This is a genomic window from Pseudomonas fluorescens, from assembly GCF_902497625.1.
Lineage (GTDB): Bacteria > Pseudomonadota > Gammaproteobacteria > Pseudomonadales > Pseudomonadaceae > Aquipseudomonas > Aquipseudomonas fluorescens_BQ.
In genome coordinates this window covers 64,948-84,721 of sequence record NZ_CABVGX010000025.1, presented here as the reverse complement: position 1 = coordinate 84,721, position 19,774 = coordinate 64,948, and the positions used below count along the sequence as shown (strand labels likewise).

22 protein-coding genes and 1 pseudogene are annotated in these 19,774 nt (G+C 59.1%); 13 read left to right on the top strand and 10 right to left on the bottom strand.

The features are described from left to right. Positions 1-155, top strand: a pseudogene (locus F8N12_RS16620) (dihydroorotase); the annotation flags it as partial. Positions 156-458: 303 nt separating this feature from the next. On the opposite strand, the gene F8N12_RS16615 reads toward F8N12_RS16620, so the two are convergent. Then, positions 459-890: an NINE protein gene (locus F8N12_RS16615; RefSeq protein ID WP_150581415.1), complete on the bottom strand. Its 432-nt coding sequence runs from the start codon at positions 888-890 to the stop codon at positions 459-461. 247 nt (positions 891-1,137) lie between these two features. Here F8N12_RS16615 and F8N12_RS16610 point away from each other — a divergent pair, with 247 nt between their 5' ends. Then, complete coding sequence (locus F8N12_RS16610) at positions 1,138-1,758, top strand: C40 family peptidase (RefSeq protein ID WP_150581414.1); 621 nt, start codon at positions 1,138-1,140, stop codon at positions 1,756-1,758. Between the two features lie 291 nt (positions 1,759-2,049). Here F8N12_RS16610 and F8N12_RS16600 read toward each other — a convergent pair whose 3' ends face one another. Further along, entirely contained in the window at positions 2,050-3,084 is a 1,035-nt protein-coding gene (locus tag F8N12_RS16600) for a type IV pilus twitching motility protein PilT (protein ID WP_150581412.1), read from the bottom strand. Between the two features lie 56 nt (positions 3,085-3,140). Here F8N12_RS16600 and F8N12_RS16595 point away from each other — a divergent pair, with 56 nt between their 5' ends. From F8N12_RS16595 to F8N12_RS16555, 9 genes are all read left to right on the top strand, one after another. Beyond that, entirely contained in the window at positions 3,141-3,827 is a 687-nt protein-coding gene (locus F8N12_RS16595; protein ID WP_150581411.1) for a YggS family pyridoxal phosphate-dependent enzyme, read from the top strand. Between the two features lie 36 nt (positions 3,828-3,863). Continuing rightward, a complete protein-coding gene (gene proC / locus F8N12_RS16590) occupies positions 3,864-4,682 on the top strand; it encodes a pyrroline-5-carboxylate reductase (RefSeq protein WP_150581410.1) in 819 nt (272 codons plus the stop codon). 10 nt (positions 4,683-4,692) lie between these two features. Continuing rightward, a complete protein-coding gene (locus F8N12_RS16585) occupies positions 4,693-5,283 on the top strand; it encodes a YggT family protein (protein ID WP_150581409.1) in 591 nt (196 codons plus the stop codon). Positions 5,284-5,476: 193 nt separating this feature from the next. Next, on the top strand, positions 5,477-6,616 hold the full coding sequence (gene metX, locus F8N12_RS16580; protein WP_150581408.1) for a homoserine O-succinyltransferase MetX: 1,140 nt from the start codon (positions 5,477-5,479) through the stop codon (positions 6,614-6,616). A gap of 14 nt (positions 6,617-6,630) precedes the next feature. Further along, positions 6,631-7,251 (top strand): methionine biosynthesis protein MetW, encoded by a 621-nt coding sequence (gene metW, locus F8N12_RS16575; RefSeq protein ID WP_150581407.1) that lies wholly within the window; start codon positions 6,631-6,633, stop codon positions 7,249-7,251. Between the two features lie 40 nt (positions 7,252-7,291). Further along, a complete protein-coding gene (locus F8N12_RS16570) occupies positions 7,292-7,726 on the top strand; it encodes a DUF4426 domain-containing protein (protein WP_150581406.1) in 435 nt (144 codons plus the stop codon). Beyond that, complete coding sequence (gene rdgB / locus F8N12_RS16565) at positions 7,723-8,319, top strand: RdgB/HAM1 family non-canonical purine NTP pyrophosphatase (protein ID WP_150581405.1); 597 nt, start codon at positions 7,723-7,725, stop codon at positions 8,317-8,319. The genes F8N12_RS16570 and rdgB overlap by 4 nt, the downstream gene beginning before the upstream one ends. Positions 8,320-8,381: 62 nt before the next feature. After that, positions 8,382-9,521: a radical SAM family heme chaperone HemW gene (hemW, locus tag F8N12_RS16560; protein WP_224787714.1), complete on the top strand. Its 1,140-nt coding sequence runs from the start codon at positions 8,382-8,384 to the stop codon at positions 9,519-9,521. A 9-nt stretch (positions 9,522-9,530) separates the two neighbouring features. Further along, on the top strand, positions 9,531-9,854 hold the full coding sequence (locus F8N12_RS16555) for a DUF3392 domain-containing protein (RefSeq protein WP_150581403.1): 324 nt from the start codon (positions 9,531-9,533) through the stop codon (positions 9,852-9,854). 163 nt (positions 9,855-10,017) lie between these two features. Here F8N12_RS16555 and trmB read toward each other — a convergent pair whose 3' ends face one another. The 3 genes from trmB to thiS are packed head-to-tail and all read right to left on the bottom strand — an operon-like array spanning position 10,018 to position 11,806. Beyond that, the gene (gene trmB, locus F8N12_RS16550) at positions 10,018-10,743 is read right to left on the bottom strand and encodes a tRNA (guanosine(46)-N7)-methyltransferase TrmB (protein WP_150581402.1); all 726 of its coding nucleotides are present in this window, start codon (positions 10,741-10,743) and stop codon (positions 10,018-10,020) included. A gap of 9 nt (positions 10,744-10,752) precedes the next feature. Beyond that, positions 10,753-11,547, bottom strand: a complete 795-nt coding sequence (locus tag F8N12_RS16545; protein WP_150581401.1) for a thiazole synthase — start codon at positions 11,545-11,547, stop codon at positions 10,753-10,755. A 58-nt stretch (positions 11,548-11,605) separates the two neighbouring features. Then, entirely contained in the window at positions 11,606-11,806 is a 201-nt protein-coding gene (gene thiS / locus F8N12_RS16540; RefSeq protein ID WP_150581400.1) for a sulfur carrier protein ThiS, read from the bottom strand. A 226-nt stretch (positions 11,807-12,032) separates the two neighbouring features. Between thiS and F8N12_RS16535 the strand changes: the two genes are divergently transcribed. Continuing rightward, complete coding sequence (locus F8N12_RS16535; protein WP_224787713.1) at positions 12,033-14,039, top strand: acyltransferase family protein; 2,007 nt, start codon at positions 12,033-12,035, stop codon at positions 14,037-14,039. Positions 14,040-14,069: 30 nt separating this feature from the next. Here F8N12_RS16535 and F8N12_RS16530 read toward each other — a convergent pair whose 3' ends face one another. Further along, positions 14,070-14,441, bottom strand: a complete 372-nt coding sequence (locus F8N12_RS16530) for a DUF423 domain-containing protein (RefSeq protein WP_150581399.1) — start codon at positions 14,439-14,441, stop codon at positions 14,070-14,072. A 74-nt stretch (positions 14,442-14,515) separates the two neighbouring features. On the opposite strand from F8N12_RS16530, the gene mtgA reads away from it, so the two are divergent. Next, a complete protein-coding gene (mtgA, locus tag F8N12_RS16525; RefSeq protein WP_150581398.1) occupies positions 14,516-15,238 on the top strand; it encodes a monofunctional biosynthetic peptidoglycan transglycosylase in 723 nt (240 codons plus the stop codon). 191 nt (positions 15,239-15,429) lie between these two features. On the opposite strand, the gene rpoH is transcribed toward mtgA, so the two are convergent. From rpoH to ftsY, 4 genes are all read right to left on the bottom strand, one after another. Continuing rightward, positions 15,430-16,284: an RNA polymerase sigma factor RpoH gene (gene rpoH / locus F8N12_RS16520; protein ID WP_007897890.1), complete on the bottom strand. Its 855-nt coding sequence runs from the start codon at positions 16,282-16,284 to the stop codon at positions 15,430-15,432. 113 nt (positions 16,285-16,397) lie between these two features. Beyond that, on the bottom strand, positions 16,398-17,420 hold the full coding sequence (ftsX, locus tag F8N12_RS16515) for a permease-like cell division protein FtsX (RefSeq protein ID WP_150581397.1): 1,023 nt from the start codon (positions 17,418-17,420) through the stop codon (positions 16,398-16,400). Next, the gene (gene ftsE, locus F8N12_RS16510) at positions 17,417-18,088 is read right to left on the bottom strand and encodes a cell division ATP-binding protein FtsE (RefSeq protein ID WP_150581396.1); all 672 of its coding nucleotides are present in this window, start codon (positions 18,086-18,088) and stop codon (positions 17,417-17,419) included. The genes ftsX and ftsE overlap by 4 nt, the downstream gene beginning before the upstream one ends. Next, positions 18,085-19,599, bottom strand: coding sequence for a signal recognition particle-docking protein FtsY (ftsY, locus tag F8N12_RS16505; RefSeq protein ID WP_150581395.1), 1,515 nt, complete (start codon positions 19,597-19,599; stop codon positions 18,085-18,087). Before ftsY ends, ftsE begins: the two co-directional genes overlap by 4 nt. Positions 19,600-19,774 lie beyond the last annotated feature (175 nt).

Sequence of the window (19,774 nt, the reverse complement as noted above, 5' to 3'; positions counted from 1 at the left end):
GCCCGGCGGACATCGTGCTGTTCGACCCAGCGGCGTCGACCGTGGCCGGCGAAACCTGGCTGTCCAAGGGTGAAAACTGCCCGTTCATTGGGCATAGCTTGCCGAGTGTGGTGCGTTACACGCTGGTAGATGGGCGGATCAGTCACCAGGCCTGACGTTGTGGTGAGGGTCTGCTGGTTAAGGGCTACTTGAAAAGTGGGCTGCTGATTTTAGGGCTCCTTGAAGAGTGGGCTGTTGGTTTTAGGGCCACTTGAAGAGTGGGCTGTTGGTTTTAGGGCCACTTGAAGAGTGGGCTGTTGGTTTTAGGGCTACTTGAAGAGTGGGCTTTTGTGGCGAGGGGGGTTGCCCCCGTTCGGCTGCGCAGCAGTCGCAGATTTGGGGGCCTGCTTCGCAGCCCAACGGGGGCAAGCCCCCTCGCCACAAGAAGACCACCAACCAGATAGCCCTCGCCGCATTACTTACTGGAAAGCGCCGCGGTTCTGCGCGTTACGCACGGACACCTGGTCATTCAGCGTCCAGAAGTCATACAGCACTCCCAGAAAGAACAGCCCGCCCGTCACCAGGTACAGCAAGCCGCTGATCCACTTGCCTTGATACATACGGTGCACGCCGAACACGCCCAGGAACGTCAGCAGAATCCACGCGACGTTGTATTCGATCGGCCCAGCGGTGAAACGCAGATCCGCTTCACGGTCCATGGCTGGAATCAGGAACAGATCGATCAGCCAGCCGATACCAAGCAATCCGAATGTGAAGAACCAGATCGTCCCGGTTACTGGCTTGCCGTAGTAGAAGCGGTGAGCGCCAGTGAAGCCGAGAATCCACAGCAAGTACCCTATGAGTTTGCTATGCGTGTTCTGACGCGGAACAGGATGTTGATAGGTGTTCATTTGGGCCTCGATGCACACGATAGATAAATATTGTTGAATTCTTTGTGACTTTTTTACAAGCGGCCGACGTACGGTCGTCCACACTGTGCGTCTGTTAAAGCCTTGTTGCTCTTAACTTTTGTCCGACAGCGCAGACGAATTCGAGTTTATTTGGTTCCCTTGGCCCTGGGCCGAATCGACAAACGGACCCGGAAGCGGCGGAAAAGCTGTTATAAAGTTGCGCGCTAACCTATATGAGCCCTGCCGAATGCGTCCATTTTTCAAGACATGGCTGACCATCTGCCTACTAATGCCACTGGCCGCCCACGCCACCAATCGTGAGCAACGTCTTCCTAACGTCAATGGTTTCACCCCTAAATCCCATGTTTCTGCTCCAACGAGCAAGAACAAGCAAACTGCAAAACGGCCGACCCAGCTGAGCAAAGCCAACAGCAAACTTGTGCCTCCAATGGGGACCAAGGAAAGCAGCAACGTGTTGAGCCGCGCGGTAAACGTGCTCGGCACACCTTATCGTTGGGGCGGCAGCAGCCCAAGTAAAGGCTTTGATTGCAGCGGTCTGGTGAAATATGCGTTCAACGACGCCACCTTCGACCTGCCACGCACTTCCAACGCCATGGCCACAGGTCATGGCGAGAAAGTCGATCGCAAGGATTTGAAACCAGGCGACCTGATTTTCTTCAATATCAAGAGCCGTCGCGTCAATCACGTCGCCATTTACCTTGGCAACGACCGCTTTATCCACGCGCCCCGGCGTGGCAAGTCGGTGACCATCGACACGCTGAAAAAGCCTTACTGGCAGAGCCATTACGTGGTCGCCAAGCGGGTGCTGCCGAAAGAGAAGAGCACGCTGCAGGTCGTTCAGCGCTGATCAATGGTGAGCCCCTGTAGTGATGGGACCTGCGGTGAGGGGATTTTGTGGCGAGGGGGCCTGTGTGGCGAGGGGGCTTGCCCCCGTTGGGTTGCGCAGCGACCCCGCTTTTCCAGGCCTGCTGCGCAGTCCAACGGGGACAAGTCCCCTCGCCACAAAAGCCCCTGCTACCAAGCCCCCTGCTACATACCCCTTGCTACAAAGCCCCCTGCTAAATAGCCCCTTGCCACAAAGCCACCTGTCACATAGCCCCCTCCCATAAAGCCCCTCGCCACAGGGCTGTGTTCAACGTCAGAAATTATCCGGCGTGCGCGCTTTCTCCCGCGCGTGTTCGCGACTGATCAAGCCCTTGCTCAGCAAATCCTTCAAGCACATATCCAGCGTCTGCATCCCCAGGTTCCCGCCAGTCTGAATCGACGAGTACATCTGCGCCACCTTGTCCTCTCGAATCAGGTTACGGATCGCCGAGGTGCCGAGCATGATTTCATGCGCGGCAATACGCCCGCCGCCGACCTTTTTCACCAACGCCTGCGATACCACCGCCAGCAACGACTCGGACAACATCGAGCGCACCATCGATTTTTCGTCGCCCGGGAACACGTCCACTATCCGGTCAATGGTCTTCGCCGCTGACGTAGTGTGCAGGGTGCCAAACACCAGATGCCCGGTTTCGGCCGCCGTCAGTGCAAGGCGAATGGTTTCCAGGTCACGCATTTCACCCACCAGAATCACGTCCGGGTCTTCCCGTAGCGCCGAGCGCAACGCGGTGGAAAAACTGCGGGTATCACGGTGAACTTCGCGCTGATTGATCAGACATTTACGCGATTCGTGAACGAACTCGATCGGGTCTTCGATGGTGAGAATATGATGATGGCGATGGTTGTTCAGGTAATCGATCATCGCCGCCAGTGTTGTCGACTTGCCGGAACCGGTCGGGCCCGTTACCAGCACCAGACCACGGGGCGACTCGGTAATGCGGCGAAACACTTCGCCCATGCCCAGGTCATCCATGGTCAGGACTTTCGACGGAATGGTGCGGAACACCGCGCCCGCACCACGATTCTGATTGAACGCATTAACCCGAAAACGTGCCACCCCGGGCACGTCGAAGGAAAAATCGGTTTCCAGATTCTTCTCGAAGTCCACCCGCTGGGTATCGTTCATGATGTCGTAGATCAGCTCCTGCACCTGCTTGTGATCCAGTGCCGGCAGGTTGATGCGCCGTACATCGCCGTCGACGCGGATCATCGGTGGCAGGCCGGCCGACAGGTGCAGGTCGGACGCGCCTTGTTTGGCGCTGAAAGCCAGCAGCTCAGTGATATCCATAGCGCTCCTCAATTCCAGTAGAATGCCGCGAACTCTGACCCGCTGGCGCACATTGAATGTCCACGATAGCAGACAACATCGTTAAGGTTACTTCGCGCATACGTGCCGCCACACTCGCTGCCCACCGCGACGAGCACAGCGTGCAACTGCTGGCAGTGAGCAAAACCAAGCCCGCCGAGGCACTGCGTGAAGCCTACGCCGCCGGAATCCGCGATTTTGGCGAGAACTATCTGCAGGAAGCCTTGAGCAAACAGCTCGAGTTGGCGGACCTGCCCTTGATCTGGCACTTCATCGGCCCCATTCAATCGAACAAGACTCGTGCAATTGCCGAGCACTTCGCCTGGGTGCACTCCGTGGATCGTTTGAAAATCGCACAACGATTGTCCGAACAACGCCCCGCCGATTTGCCGCCACTGAACATCTGCATCCAGGTCAACGTCAGCGGCGAATCCAGTAAATCCGGCTGTACTCCTGCCGATCTGCCGGCACTGGCCAAAGCCATCAGCGAACTGCCCCACCTCACGTTGCGCGGGTTGATGGCGATTCCCGAGCCGACTGAAGATCGCGCCGCGCAGGATGCCGCCTTTGCTGCCGTACAACGCCTGCAGGCCAGCCTCAGTCTGCCGCTGGACACACTGTCCATGGGCATGAGCCACGACCTCGAATCGGCCATCGCCATGGGCTCCACCTGGGTGCGTGTCGGTACGGCCCTGTTTGGTGCCCGCGACTATCATCAGCCTTGAACCATGGCCGACTCTTCTCTTTTATAAGGACCTGACATGAGCAACACGCGTATTGCCTTTATCGGTGCCGGCAACATGGCCGCCAGCCTTATCGGCGGGCTTCGTGCCAAGGGACTGGACGCTGGACTGATCCGCGCCAGCGACCCGGGCGCAGAGACTCGCGCCAAAGTGAACGCCGAACAGGGCATCGACGTCTTCGCCGACAACGCAGAAGCCATCAAAGATGCAGACGTCGTGGTGTTGGCGGTCAAACCCCAGGCGATGAAAGCCGTCTGCGAGGCAATCCGCCCCAGCCTGAAACCAAATCAACTGGTTGTCTCAATTGCGGCGGGCATCACCTGTGCCAGCATGAACAACTGGCTTGGCGCCCAGCCGATCGTGCGCTGCATGCCCAATACTCCGGCACTGTTGCGTCAGGGTGTAAGTGGCTTGTTCGCCACCGCCGAGGTGACGGAGGAGCAACGCCGGCAGGCGGAAGAACTGCTATCTGCAGTCGGCATCGCCTTGTGGCTGAATGAAGAACAACAGCTGGACGCGGTCACTGCGGTATCCGGTTCGGGCCCTGCCTACTTCTTCCTGTTGATTGAAGCGATGACCGCTGCCGGCGTCAAGCTTGGCCTGCCGGCAGACATCGCAGCACAACTGACCGTGCAAACCGCTCTGGGCGCCGCGCACATGGCGGTGGCCAGCGATGTCGATGCCGCTGAACTGCGTCGCCGCGTGACCTCGCCGTCGGGCACCACGGAAGCTGCAATCAAGTCATTCCAGGCCGGGGGCTTCGAAGCCCTGGTTGAAGAAGCACTCGGCGCCGCTGCGCACCGCTCGGCCGAAATGGCCGAACAACTAGGTCAATAAGGAGCCTTACATGATTGGATTGAACACTGCAGCGGTCTACGTGCTGCAAACCCTCGGCAGCCTGTATTTGCTGATCGTGCTCCTGCGCTTCGTACTGCAGCTGGTACGCGCGAACTTCTATAACCCGCTTTGCCAGTTCATCGTCAAAGCCACGCAACCGCTGCTCAAGCCACTGCGCCGGATCATCCCGAGCATGTTCGGTCTGGACATGTCCTCGCTGGTGCTGGCGATTCTGGTGCAACTGGCGCTGATGGCCCTGACGCTGCTGCTGACGTACGGCACCACCGGCAACCCGCTGCAATTGTTCATCTGGTCGTTGATCGGCGTGACGGCGCTGTTCCTGAAGATTTTCTTTTTCGCCCTGATCATCAGCGTCATCCTGTCCTGGGTCGCGCCGGGCAGCCACAACCCTGGCGCTGAACTGGTGAATGACATCTGCGAGCCGGCCCTGGCGCCGTTCCGCAAAATCGTACCGAACCTTGGTGGTCTGGATATCTCGCCGATCCTCGCGTTCCTGGTGCTCAAGCTGATCGACATGCTGGTGATCAACAATCTTGCCGCCATGACCATGATGCCGGAAATCCTGCGCCTGTTGATGTAACCAGCAGGCTCACCGAATCATCGTTCTTCGCGAGCAGGCTCGCTCCCACAGGATTAATGTGATCCCTGTGGGAGCGAGCCTGCTCGCGAAGGCTGCACCGCGGTCTCACTGAATGAAATCAGCCCCGGCCTTTGCTTGCCGCTAACCCCACCGGTCTTTAGACTTACGCCTCATTTCAACGAGAGCAGGGTCGATGCCAACTGCCTTTCCCGCCGATTCTGTTGGTCTGGTGACGCCGCAAGTCGCCCACTTCAGCGATCCCCTGGCCCTGGCCTGTGGCCGCTCGCTTCCAGCGTATGACCTGATCTACGAAACCTACGGCACGCTCAATGCCACGGCGAGCAACGCCGTGCTGATCTGCCACGCCTTGTCCGGGCATCACCACGCTGCCGGTTTCCACAGCCCCGACGAGCGCAAACCCGGTTGGTGGGACAGCTGCATCGGCCCCGGCAAGCCAATCGATACCGACAGGTTCTTCGTCGTCAGCCTGAACAACCTAGGCGGCTGCAACGGTTCGACCGGTCCGAGCAGCCTCAACCCGGACACCGGCAAGCCGTTTGGCGCCGACTTCCCGGTGCTCACCGTTGAAGACTGGGTGCACAGTCAGGCGCGTCTGTCTGATCTGCTCGGCATCAGCCAGTGGGCCGCCGTCATCGGCGGCAGTCTCGGCGGAATGCAGGCGTTACAGTGGACCATCACCTACCCGGATCGAGTACGGCACTGCCTGGCCATCGCCTCGGCGCCCAAGCTGTCGGCGCAAAACATCGCCTTCAATGAAGTCGCGCGCCAGGCCATCCTCACCGATCCGGAATTCCACGGCGGCTCGTTCCAGGAAGCTGGCGTGATCCCCAAACGCGGGCTGATGCTGGCGCGGATGGTCGGTCATATCACCTACTTGTCCGACGATTCCATGGGCGAGAAATTCGGCCGTGGCCTGAAAAGCGAAAAGCTCAACTACGACTTCCACAGCGTCGAGTTCCAGGTGGAAAGCTATCTGCGTTATCAGGGCGAAGAGTTTTCCGGCCGTTTCGACGCCAACACTTATCTGCTAATGACCAAAGCGCTGGACTACTTCGACCCGGCAGCGAACTTCGACGATGACCTGGCGAAAACCTTCGCTGGCGCCTCGGCGAAATTCTGCGTGATGTCCTTCACCACTGACTGGCGTTTCTCCCCTGCCCGCTCACGGGAGCTGGTGGACGCGCTGATGGCGGCCAAGAAAGACGTCTGCTACCTCGAGATCGATGCTCCGCAAGGCCACGACGCCTTCCTGATTCCGATCCCGCGCTATCTGCAGGCGTTCAGCAATTACATGAACCGCATACCGTTGTGAGAAGCGAGAAAGCCATGAGAGCTGATCTGGAAATCATCCAGGAATGGATACCCGCCGGCAGCCGCGTGCTCGACCTTGGCTGCGGTGACGGCGAGCTGCTGACCTGGCTGCGCGACCACAAGCAAGTGACCGGCTACGGCCTGGAAAACGACCCGGACAACATCGCCGAGTGCGTTGCCAAAGGCATCAACGTCATCGAGCAGGATCTGGACAAGGGCCTCGGCAACTTTGCCAGCAACAGCTTCGACATCGTGGTCATGACCCAGGCCCTGCAAGCCGTCCACTACCCCGACCGCATTCTCGACGAGATGCTACGGGTCGGCCGCCAATGCATCATCACCTTCCCCAACTTCGGTCACTGGCGTTGCCGCTGGTATCTGGCGAGCAAGGGACGTATGCCGGTATCGGAATTCCTTCCTTACACTTGGTACAACACGCCCAACATTCACTTCTGTACCTTCGAAGACTTTGAAGCATTATGTCGCGAACGTGAAGCCAAGGTCATTGATCGGCTGGCGGTGGATCAACAGCACCGTCACGGGTGGGCCAGTAAGCTTTGGCCTAATCTGTTAGGTGAGATCGGCATCTACCGCGTCAGCAGTCCAGGGCTGCAGGATCACCGGATCGCGGTCTGAATCACGCCATTTGCCAGGCCATTTATAAGGAGTAAGGATCATGGTTCGCCTAGCGCTGTTTGTACTCACTGCCTGCCTGAGCGTCACGGCGATGGCTGCCGACGCCATCAAGGGTGACCGCCAGGAAAAATTCGGCGATGTGACGGTGCATTACAACACCTTCAACTCGACGTTCCTGACCCCGGACATCGCCAAGGCCGCCGAGCTGACACGCAGCAAGAACCAAGGCGTCATCAATGTTTCCGTGGTTAAAGACGGCAAGCCGCAGATGGCTCAGGTCAGCGGTACGATCAAAGACCTGACCAGCCAAAGCGTAAAGCTGAACTTCCGGCAAATCACCGAGCAGGGCGCGATCTACTACATCGCCCAGTTCCCGGTGGATCAGCAGGAAGTCCGCACTTTCAATATCAACGTGCAGACCGGCGATAAAATCAACACCCTTAATTTCAACCAAGAGCTATTCCCCGGCGAATGATCACTTTCACCCAACTCGTGCTGGCCAGCCACAACGCCGGCAAACTCAAGGAACTCCAGGCCATGCTCGGCGACTCGGTGCAACTGCGCTCGATCGGCGAGTTCAGCAGCGTCGAGCCTGAAGAAACCGGCCTGTCGTTTGTCGAAAACGCCATTCTCAAGGCACGCAACGCGGCGCGCATTTCCGGTTTGCCGGCGCTGGCCGACGATTCCGGTCTGGCGGTGGATTTCCTAGGTGGCGCGCCGGGCATTTATTCGGCCCGTTACGCCGATGGCAAGGGCGACGCGGCGAACAACGCCAAACTGCTGGAGGCCTTGAAGGATGTGCCGGAAACCGAACGCGGTGCGCAGTTCGTTTGTGTGCTTGCCTTGGTGCGGCATGCCGACGATCCGTTGCCGATCCTCTGCGAGGGCCTGTGGCACGGACGCATTCTGCCGGCCGCCAGCGGTGAACATGGCTTTGGTTATGACCCGCTGTTCTGGGTGCCGGAGCGAGATTGCTCAAGTGCGGAACTGAGTCCGAATGAAAAGAACCTGATCAGCCACCGCGCCCGTGCAATGGATCTGCTGCGCCAGCGTCTGGGCCTGAAATGACCCACACCCCCTCCGCGTCGCCGCTGATTTTCGGCGGCGCCGTGCAATCGCCACGTGCGGCCATGCCCGTACTGCCGCCGCTGGCGTTGTACATCCACATTCCGTGGTGTGTGCGCAAATGCCCGTATTGCGACTTCAACTCCCACACCGCCAGCCCGGTGCTGCCGGAAGAAGAGTACGTGGACGCGTTGCTGACTGACCTCGATCAGGACTTGCACGCGGTCTACGGCAGGCAGTTGAGTTCGATTTTCTTCGGCGGAGGCACGCCCAGCCTGTTCAGCGCTGCTGCCTTGGGTCGCTTGCTCAAGGGTGTCGAGCAACGGATCCCGTTTGCCAGCGACATCGAAATCACCCTGGAGGCCAATCCCGGGACGTTCGAACAGGAAAAATTCGTGGCTTACAGAGCGCTGGGGATCAATCGCCTGTCGATTGGTATCCAGAGTTTTCAGCAGGAAAAGCTGGAGGCGTTGGGGCGGATCCATAACGGCGACGAAGCGATACGGGCTGCCGGCATGGCGCGCACGGCCGGCTTCGACAATTTCAATCTGGACCTGATGCACGGCCTGCCGAACCAGTCGCTGGACGATGCATTGAGCGACCTGCGCCAGGCCATCGCGCTGAACCCCACGCATCTGTCCTGGTATCAACTGACGCTGGAGCCGAACACCGTATTCTGGAACCAGCCGCCGACGCTGCCGGAAGACGACACGCTGTGGGACATCCAGGAAGCCGGCCAGGCGTTACTGGCGGAACACGGTTACGCGCAGTACGAAGTATCGGCCTACGCGCAGCCCGGTCGTCCTGCGCGGCACAATCTCAATTACTGGAGCTTTGGTGACTTTATCGGCATCGGCGCCGGCGCCCACGGCAAGCTCAGCCACCCGGACGGGCGCATCGTGCGCACCTGGAAGACGCGTCTGCCTAGAGACTATCTGAACCCGGCGAAAAACTTCCAGGCGGGCGAGAAAGCCCTGACCAATGAAGAACTGCCGTTCGAGTTTCTGATGAACGCCTTGCGTTTGACCGCTGGCGTTGAATCGCACTTGTATCCCGAACGCACCGGTTTGCCGCTGGAAAGCCTCGCCGAAGGCCGCCGTGATGCAGAACAAAGTGGCCTGTTGCAGGTCGAACCGTCACGTCTGGCGGCCACCGAGCGCGGACAACTCTTTCTCAATGACTTGCTGCAGAATTTTCTGACCTAAGGAATTCGAATGGATTTGGTACTCGACCTGCTCGCCACGGTGTCCCGCTGGAGCCGCAGCAACCTGTCGGAAATCTCTCTGGCACTGGTGGGCTGTTTGCTGGTGTTGTTCGGCGCGGACATCAAAGGCTGGGTCGACCAGCGTCTGGGCAGCATCGCCGGTGCCTTGCGCGTCCCGTTGATGGCTGCAGTGTGCATGGTCGGCAGCGGTGCGGCGCTGATTTACGCCACGCCATGGATCGTCAAAGGTTTGAGCCAGTTCAACAACTACAGCCTGGCGCCGGTGTTGTTGGTAGTGCTGGTGCTGATCGGTGTCGTCGCCGACCGCCGCTGAATCTCGAAAACACCCCAAAACAAATGTGGGAGCGACGGTGCGACGATTCGACCTGCTCGCGAAGAGGTCATAACATTCAACATCTTCTTTGAATGTCAGACCGCTTTCGCGAGCAGGTCGAATCGTCGCACCGTCGCTCCCACAGTGTTTATTGCGTTACGGTTCAGGACAGCTTTTCGAACTTCAAATCCCACACGCCATGCCCAAGTCGTTCGCCACGGCGTTCGAACTTGGTGATCGGGCGCTCGGCCGGGCGCGGGACGCACTTGCCGTCTTCGGCCAGGTTGCGATAACCCGGCGCGACGTTCATCACTTCCAGCATGTACTCCGCATACGGTTCCCAGTCGGTGGCCATGTGCAGGACGCCGCCGACTTTCAACTTGCTGCGCACCAGTTCAGCAAACGACGCCTGAACGATACGGCGCTTGTGATGACGGCTCTTGTGCCACGGGTCCGGGAAAAACAGCATCAGGCGATCGAGGCTGTTGTCGGCGATACAGCGGTTGAGCACTTCGATCGCATCGCAATCGTAGACGCGCAAGTTGGTCAGGCCCTGAGTCACCACGCCATTGAGCAATGCGCCAACACCGGGCCGGTGCACTTCCACACCGATGAAATCCTGTTCGGGCGAAGCCGTTGCCATTTCCAGCAGCGAATGGCCCATGCCAAAACCGATCTCCAGCGAGCGCGGCGCCGAGCGACCGAACACCTGATCGAAGTCCACCGGCGCATCGGCCAGCGGCAACACGAATAGCGGCGTGCCCTGGTCAAGGCCGCGTTGCTGGCCTTCGGTCATGCGCCCGGCGCGCATCACGAAACTCTTGATGCGGCGGTGTTGGCGCTCGTCGCCTTCTTCCGTCTGGATTGGCGTGTCGTTTGATTCAGTCATCAATGGCTCTTACTTGATCAGACCATCCAGCGGCGAGGAGGCGCTGGCATAGAGTTTTTTCGGCATCCGGCCGGCGAGGTAGGCCAAGCGACCTGCAACGATGGCGTGTTTCATGGCTTCAGCCATCATGACCGGCTGCTGAGCATGGGCGATTGCCGAGTTCATCAGCACCGCTTCGCAACCCAGTTCCATGGCGATGGTGGCGTCGGAAGCGGTACCGACACCGGCATCCACCAGCACCGGGATCTTGGCTTCTTCGAGGATGATCTGCAGGTTGTACGGGTTGCAGATCCCCAGGCCTGTACCGATCAGACCGGCCAGCGGCATGACCGCGATAACGCCGATTTCCGCCAGTTGACGGGCAATGATCGGGTCATCGCTGGTATAGACCATCACGTCGAAACCTTCCTTGACCAGCACTTCGGCGGCCTTGAGGGTTTCGATCACGTTGGGGAACAGAGTTTTCTGGTCGGCCAGCACTTCCAGCTTCACCAGATTGTGGCCACCGAGCAGCTCGCGGGCGAGGCGACAGGTGCGCACAGCCTCGGTAGCATCGAAGCAACCGGCAGTGTTAGGCAGAAAGGTATAGCGCTCCGGCGACAGAACTTCGAGCAGGTTCGGTTCGCCCGGGTTCTGGCCGAGGTTGGTACGCCGCACGGCGAAGGTCACGATCTCGGCGCCCGAGGCTTCGATGGCCAGGCGGGTTTCTTCCATGTCGCGGTACTTGCCGGTGCCGACCAGCAAACGCGACTGGCAAGTACGACCGGCCAGGACGAAGGGCTTGTCGCTACGAACGATGCTCATGGGAAATCCTCTGTAGGGGTGAGGGTCTTGCAGAATTCGGGCCTTGCGGGCTGCGCGGCTAGCCGCCGCCGATGGCGTGTACCACTTCGACCGAGTCGCCGTCGTTCAGCATGGTTTCCGTATGCTGGCTGCGCGGGACGATATCCAGATTGAGTTCAACCGCAACCCGGCGACCGGTCAGTTCCAGACGGGTCAGCAGGGCCGCAACGGTTTCACCGTCGGGCAGTTCAAGGGATTCGCCGTTCAACTGAATGCGCATACCGAATGGCCGCCATCATTTTAGGGGCTGGCATTCTAGCCCGATCAGACTTGGCGACCCAAGCCATTCGTCATGAATTGGACCGTGCGGTCAGCTCAACTGCCCGGCGGTGCAGGCCCTGGGACTTGCATTGAGTGCGTTTAGCACGGACTAACCCCGCAACACCTTATTTACTTCCGCCATTTCTCAACCGGCTATCCTCGCCTCACGTCAAGTCAAACCAAGAATGCTCTTCCCGCAAGGAGAACGCGTGACCTGCATGCGATTGACAGCAAACATCCCCGCTATCGACGGCCTGCGCGCCGTTGCAGTACTGAGCGTGATGATCTTCCACGCTGACTTCCTGGGCGTGCTACCCGGCGGTTTTACTGGTGTCGACATTTTCTTCGTCATCTCAGGGTATGTCATCAGCCAATCACTTGCCGGCCGATCCGACCAAGGCTTTGCAGCCTATCTGACGGACTTCTATCGCCGCCGCTTGTTGCGGATCATGCCCGCGCTGCTGGTGGTACTGGTGACGTGCAGCCTGATCTCCACGATGTTCGTGCCGCAAGCCTGGCTCAGCCAGCAAAATGACAGCACCGGGCTCGCGGCATTTTTCGGCTTGAGTAACTTTGTGCTGGCATGGAACACCGATACTTACTTCTCCCCTTCCGCCTTGCTCAATCCCTATACCCACACCTGGACGCTCGCCGTTGAAGAGCAGTTCTACCTGGTATTCCCGCTTATCTATTTCGCCTGGCTGCGCTACAAGGACCGGCACAGGTCCGTCTGGCTAATCTTGCCGCTGCTGGCGCTGATATCACTGGCGGTCAGTGCTGTCCAAACTCGAGACAGTCCTCTTGAAGCGTTCTACTTGCTACCCAGCCGATTCTGGGAGCTAGCCGCCGGTGCCATCCTCTACCAATTGACAGAAAGCGGCCGGTTCACACTGCGTTCCCCGGGCATACTACTTTACGCCGGGCTGACACTGATCACCGCAGGGTTCCTGCTGGCAGACGAAAACCAGTTTCCTTTCCCCTGGGCACTCGTCAGCGTGACGGGCACGCTGCTCGTCATCAGCGCTCTGGTGCAGCCAACGGCTGCTCCATCCTTGCCCTTGCGACTGCTGCAGTCGTCGACGGTGACCTATATCGGGCGGATCTCATACTCGCTGTACCTCTGGCATTGGCCGGTGCTGGTGTTCTTGCGCTGGACCATTGGCCTGGAGCAGCTTGCGGCTCAACTCGCCTACCCGTTCATCGTGATGGCGCTTGCGGCAACCTCCTATCACTGCATTGAATTGCCGTTGCGCCACGGTCGCCTGGCCCTCGGGCGCAGCCCCTGGGTGCCGATCGCCGGGTGTCTCGTGGCAACTAGCGTGTCCTGGTCGACTGCACAGTGGGTCTCCGATAATCCCGAAGTCTTGTCGCTAAGCAATACTCGAGACACTTCGACCTGGTTTTCCCGACAGGTCCCGCAACACCTGATCAGCGATCCAGTCAGGGACCCGCAGTGGGAGGACCGTCAGCTGTTTGTTATCGGCGATTCGCATGCCGCAGCCTATCGCACCCTGTTAAGCATTGCTTCTCAGCGACTGGGCATCAGGGTTGTGGAATATGAGCGTGGTGGTTGTGCAGTGGTCAACCTGATCGCGCCTGACCCGCAAGGCGCCTGCACGCAAGCTCGGGAAAGCGCTTTGCGCAAGGTGGAAACGCAAGCGAAACCGGGTGACATCGTCTTTCTCGCCTCATTACGCATGCCAGAGCTGGCCGGCCGCGGTTGGGCCCGGGGTGATGCAGTAGTCCTCGAAGAGGTGCTTTCCGAACTTACGCCGAATCAGATCGATGGCGCACACGCCTCCGCGCGAGCAGTGCTCTCTCGGCTAATGGCGACCCAGGTACAGGTGCTGATTGATGCGCCCAAACCTATTTTCAAGGCGCCGCCTTACCGCTGCTCGGACTGGTTCAACCGGTTGAACCCAATATGCGCCGATGGATTCAGCATGGATCGGGAACAGCTGGAGCGGTTGCGGGGCCCCCAAATGGCATTGATCGACCGGCTGACAGAGCAATACCCGATGGTCCATGTGTGGGACCCGCTGCCGCTTTTGTGCCCGGGCAAGATTTGCTCAGCCTTTGCCGACGGTAAACCGTTATATCGCGACGCCGATCACCTCAGCGGATACGGCAATCGCGTTCTTGAGGCTGATTTTACCGAAGTCCTGCTGACCATCTTGAAGAACGCGAGCTGATTCAGCGGCCGATTCAAACGGGATGCGCTCTCAGCTCAGCCGCCAGGCAGCAAGGCCCAGACAAAACCAGCCGATCAAGAATGCCAAACCGCCGAAAGGCGTGATGACCCCCAGTTTGCTGATGCCTGTCATGGTCAAGATGTACAAGCTGCCGGAAAACAGCAAAATGCCGATGGCAAACGAGGCGCCGGCCCATGTGACCAGCCGGCCGGGGACCTGCGTGGCCAGCAACGCTACTCCTAACAAGGCCAGGGTATGCACCAGCTGGTAGGTGACGCCAGTGTGGAATATTGCCAGGTATTCGGCAGTCAGACGGCTTTTCAGGCCGTGAGCGGCGAACGCGCCCAGGGCAACGCCGGTGAAGCCGAAAAAAGCAGCCAGCATCAGAAAGCCACGCAGCATGAAGAACTCCAGTCAGACTCAATCCACAGGGTCTGTATAATGGCCCGCTCAACGGGTTCGGCCAAGCCATCTCTATGCTGCGTATTTTTTTGCGACGTTTCATCAAAGCCTTGCTGTGGTTCGCCGGCGGCAGCATTTTGCTGGTTTTGATTTTCCGCGTAGTTCCACCACCGGGAACGGCGCTGATGATCGAGCGAAAGGTCGAATCGTGGACCGATGGCGAACCGATCGATCTGCAGCGCACCTGGAAGCCTTGGGATGAAATCTCCGATGATCTCAAGCTTGCTGTAATTGCCGGGGAAGATCAAAAATTCCCGGAGCACTGGGGCTTCGATTTCGGAGCGATTCAGAAAGCCTTGGCGCACAACGAACTCGGCGGTACGGTTCGAGGCGCCAGCACGCTTAGCCAGCAGGTCTCGAAAAACCTGTTTCTATGGTCGGGGCGCAGCTGGCTGCGCAAAGGCCTGGAAGCGTGGTTTACCGCACTGATTGAGGTGTTGTGGCCCAAGCAGCGTATTCTTGAGGTTTACCTCAACAGTGTCGAGCTGGACAAGGGTGTGTTTGGCGCCGAAGCGGCGGCCCGGCATCATTTTGGCGTGAGCGCGCGGTCGTTGTCGCGGCAACAGGCGAGCTTGCTTGCAGCAGTCCTGCCCAACCCAAGGGTCTGGAGCGCGAGTCGTCCAACCAGTTACGTAGCGCGCCGGGCCGGGTGGATTCGCCAGCAGATGAACCAGTTGGGCGGCGACAGTTATCTGGTGGGGCTCAATGATTCACGGCGGGCGCCGTGGGCGCAATAACACCGCAATCCCCTGTGGCAGCGAGCCTGCTCGCGATGGCGTCCATTCAGTCGCCATAGTCGCCGGATGATTGACCGCTATCGCGAGCAGGCTCACTTCCACAATCAAACCAAGGTAAAGCTGCCAGTGCACGCACACAAAAACGCCCCGATCATCACTGATCGGGGCGTTTTTAATTGCCAGGCGCCAGATTACGCGGCGATCGACAACTTGAGCTTGTTCATCGCACTCTTTTCGAGCTGACGAATACGCTCGGCCGACACGTTGTACTTCTGCGCCAGGTCATGCAGCGTAGCTTTCTCTTCAGCCAGCCAGCGCTGATAAAGAATGTCACGACTGCGGTCGTCCAGCACTTCCAGCGCTTCGTGCAGGTTGTGGTTGGAGTTGTCGCTCCAGTCGGCATCTTCCAGTTGACGAGCCGGGTCGTACCGGTGGTCTTCCAGATAATTGGCCGGCGATTGAAAAGCGCTGTCGTCGTCGGCTTCAGCAGCCGGGTCGAAGGCCATGTCATGGCCGGTCAGGCGACTTTCCATCTCGCGCACTTCCCGCGGCTCGACGCCGAGGCTTTCCGCCACACGGTGGACTTCCTCGTTGTTCAGCCACGCCAGACGTTTCTTCTGGCTGCGCAGGTTGAAGAACAGCTTGCGCTGAGCCTTGGTGGTCGCGACTTTCACGATGCGCCAGTTGCGCAGGATGAACTCGTGAATTTCCGCCTTGATCCAGTGCACGGCGAACGACACCAGACGCACACCCATTTCCGGGTTGAAGCGTTTTACAGCCTTCATCAGGCCGACGTTACCTTCCTGGATCAGGTCAGCCTGAGCCAGACCGTAACCGGAATAGCTACGGGCGATGTGTACGACAAAACGCAGGTGGGCGAGCACCATCTGCCGAGCCGCCCCCAAATCCTGCTCATAGTAGAGACTCTCGGCCAGTTCACGCTCCTGCTCCGGCGTCAGCAATGGAATGCTGTTCACCGTGTGCACATAAGCCTCCAGGTTCGCGCCTGGGACCAGAGCATATGCAGGTTGCAAAGAATTGGTCATACGAAAAAACCTCCGTCTTACATAACTCGTGCAGTTCAGCACTGCGAAAATTGACCGGAAACCGAAAGACAAGTTCCCACAAAAACTGAAAGGTCAATACGCGCAAAAAGATACTACTTCGGCGCCAACTCCCTGAGATGACGAGCGACTGCAATCCATGCACCGATATAACCCAACAGCAACGCGCCAAGCAAGAGCGACAGACCATCGGCAACCGGCACTCCCGCCAGCGCAAAATCGCTGCCGTACAAGCCGGCCAGCCCAACCACCGCATCGTTCAACCAATCAAGCCCGAAGGCCAATACACCCCAGGACAGAACCCCTGCACCGAGGCCATACAGCGCGCCCATATAAAGGAAGGGCCTGCGCACATAGCTGTCAGTGCCACCGACGAGTTTAATCACTTCTATCTCTGTGCGCCGGTTTTCAATATGAAGACGAATGGTATTGCCTATCACCAAAAGTAATGCGGAAACCAAAAGCACGGTCAGACCGAAGACAAATCGGTCGCCCAGCTTGAGTATGGCTGCCAGACGCTCGACCCAGACTAGATCAAGTTGCGCCAGTTGTACCTTGGGTAACTCGGAAAGTTTTTGTCGTAATGCTTCAAGCGCGGGCTTGTCGACCTCGTTCGGAGTGACCAGGACTACGCCGGGCAGCGGGTTCTCCGGCAGCTCCTTGAGCGCATCGCCCAGTCCGGACTGTTGCTGGAATTCTTCCAGCGCCTGATCCCGGCTGACATATTCAGCTTCGGCGACGCCGGGAATGCCTTTGATCTGCGCACGCAACGCTTCGGCCTCGGTCGGGCTGGCGTCGAGTTGCAGGTACAGGGAAATCTGCGCCGCGCGCTGCCAGGAGCCGCCCAGACGCTCGACGTTATTCAGCAGAAGTGACAGCCCCATGGGCAGACTGAGGGCCACGGCCATCACCATGCAGGTGAAGAAACTGCCGATAGGCTGTTTGCCCAAACGGCGCAAACTGTCGAGCAGACTCGCGCGATGGCTTTCGACCCAGGCACGGAACAGCGTGGCGAAGTCCGGGCCGTCGTCCTCGTCGCGTTTCTTCTTCGGCGCATGCGGGTCGGCGGCTTTCGGCGCTACTCGCTCGGAAACCTTGGGACTGCGTGTCGCACTCATACCCCGGCCTCCCCGTCGCCGATCAAGCGACCACGCTGCAAGGTCAGCATGCGATGACGCATGCGGGCAATCAGTGCCAGGTCATGGCTGGCGATGAGCACACTGGTGCCCAGACGATTGATGTCCTCAAACACGCCCATGATCTCGGCGGCCAGACGCGGGTCGAGGTTACCGGTGGGTTCATCCGCCAGCAGCAATGCCGGGCGATGGACGATGGCGCGGGCAATGCCGACGCGCTGCTGCTGACCGGTGGACAAATCTCCCGGGTAGAGATCGGTCTTGTCCGAGAGCGCGACGCGCTCCAGCGCCGAATCCACGCGCTTGGTGATTTCGGCTTTGGACAGGCCGAGAATCTGCAATGGCAGCGCCACGTTGTTGAACACCGTGCGATCGAACAGCAACTGGTGATTCTGAAACACCACGCCGATCTGCCGACGCAGAAAAGGAATCTGCGCATTGCTGATAGTGCCGAGGTCTTGCCCGGCGAGGAGCAATTTGCCCGTGGTCGGACGCTCCATGGCCAGCAACAGGCGCAACAGCGTGCTTTTGCCCGCGCCGGAATGGCCGGTGACAAACAGAAATTCGCCGCGCCGGACTCGAAAGCTCAGTTCATGCAAGCCGACGTGACCGTTCGGGTAGCGTTTACCGACCTGTTCGAAACGAATCATGAACGCTCCCGCTCGGCAAACAATGCCTGGACAAAGGGTTCTGCTTCAAAAGTACGCAAGTCATCAATGCCTTCACCGACACCAATGTAGCGAATCGGCAGCCCGAACTGCTTGGCCAGGGCGAAGATCACCCCACCCTTGGCGGTGCCGTCGAGTTTGGTCAGGGCCAGCCCCGTCAGCTCGACGGTCTGGTGGAATTGCTTGGCCTGGCTGATGGCGTTCTGACCGGTGCCCGCGTCGAGCACCAGCAGCACTTCGTGCGGTGCGTCGGCGTCGAGTTTGCTAATGACCCGACGAACCTTTTTCAGCTCTTCCATCAGATTGTCTTTGGTGTGCAGGCGACCGGCCGTGTCGGCGATCAGTACGTCGATGCCACGAGCCTTGGCGGCCTGCACGGCGTCGAAAATCACTGAGGCGGAATCGGCGCCGGTGTGCTGGGCGATGACCGGGATCTTGTTACGCTCACCCCATACCTGCAACTGCTCCACGGCAGCGGCACGGAAGGTGTCGCCGGCCGCGAGCATGACTTTCTTGCCTTCGAGCTGCAGCTTCTTGGCCAGTTTGCCGATGGTGGTGGTCTTGCCGGCGCCGTTGACGCCAACGACCAGAATCACAAACGGCTTGTTCTGCGAGGCGATTTTCAGCGGTTGCTCGACAGGCTTGAGCATCGCCGCAAGCTCTGCTTGCAAGGATTTGTATAGCGCAGCGACGTCGGCCAGTTCCTTGCGCGCAACTTTTTGCGTCAGACGCTGAATGATCACCGAGGTTGCTTCAACACCTACGTCGGCCGTCAGCAAGCGGGTTTCGATGTCTTCGAGCAGCTCGTCATCGATGATTTTTTTGCCGAGAAACAGACTCGCCATGCCTTCGCCGATGCTGGCGCTGGTCTTGGACAGCCCTTGCTTGAGACGGGCGAAAAAACCGGCTTTGTTTTCTTCAATGCGCGACGGCTCGGCGGGGACTTCGACCCGTTCAACGGACTCGGCGACTGCAGGAGCCATAACAGGCGCTGGCGCGGCGAGCACGGGCTCAACCGGAGCAACCGGAGCAACCGGAGCAACCGGAGCCATGACAGCAGGCAACTCAGGTTCTACAACTACGGCTGCAGGCTCGACCACCACCGGTTCAATCACTGTTGCTTGAACCGGCTCGGGAGAAAACGCCGTGGGCGCAGGAATAGGCGGCGCTACATGCGCAGCCTGCTCGTCTTCAACCAGCGCCACCGGCTCTTCTGCCACTGGCAAGCTCAGCCATGGCTCAGCAGCAGGTGTCAGCGGCTGTTCGCCAACGATTTCAGGTTCAGGCTCTGCAACCGGCTGTAGCACCGGCTCGGTGATCGGCAACACAATCGGCGCGGGCGCTTCTTCCATAACCGGCGCGGGCGCTGGCTCTGGAAGTGGCTGTGGCTGTTCGACGACGGGTTCCTGCGGTTTTTTGCGCAGCCATCCGAACAGGCTTTTTTTCTCGCCAGCCGCAGCTGGTGCTTTCTTGTCGTCGTTGGAACCAAACATGGAGGACGGCTATCTCACGGTGGCGACGCGCCATGGGCGCCTCGGCAATTAAATATTCGATGCGCAACAGACTGCGATTTCCCCAGCTTGTTCACGCGCAACAATTTGTTGAGGCGATCATGGCACTTCAAGGAACGGTATAACGCAGGACTGAAGCATTAAAATCGGCGAAAAC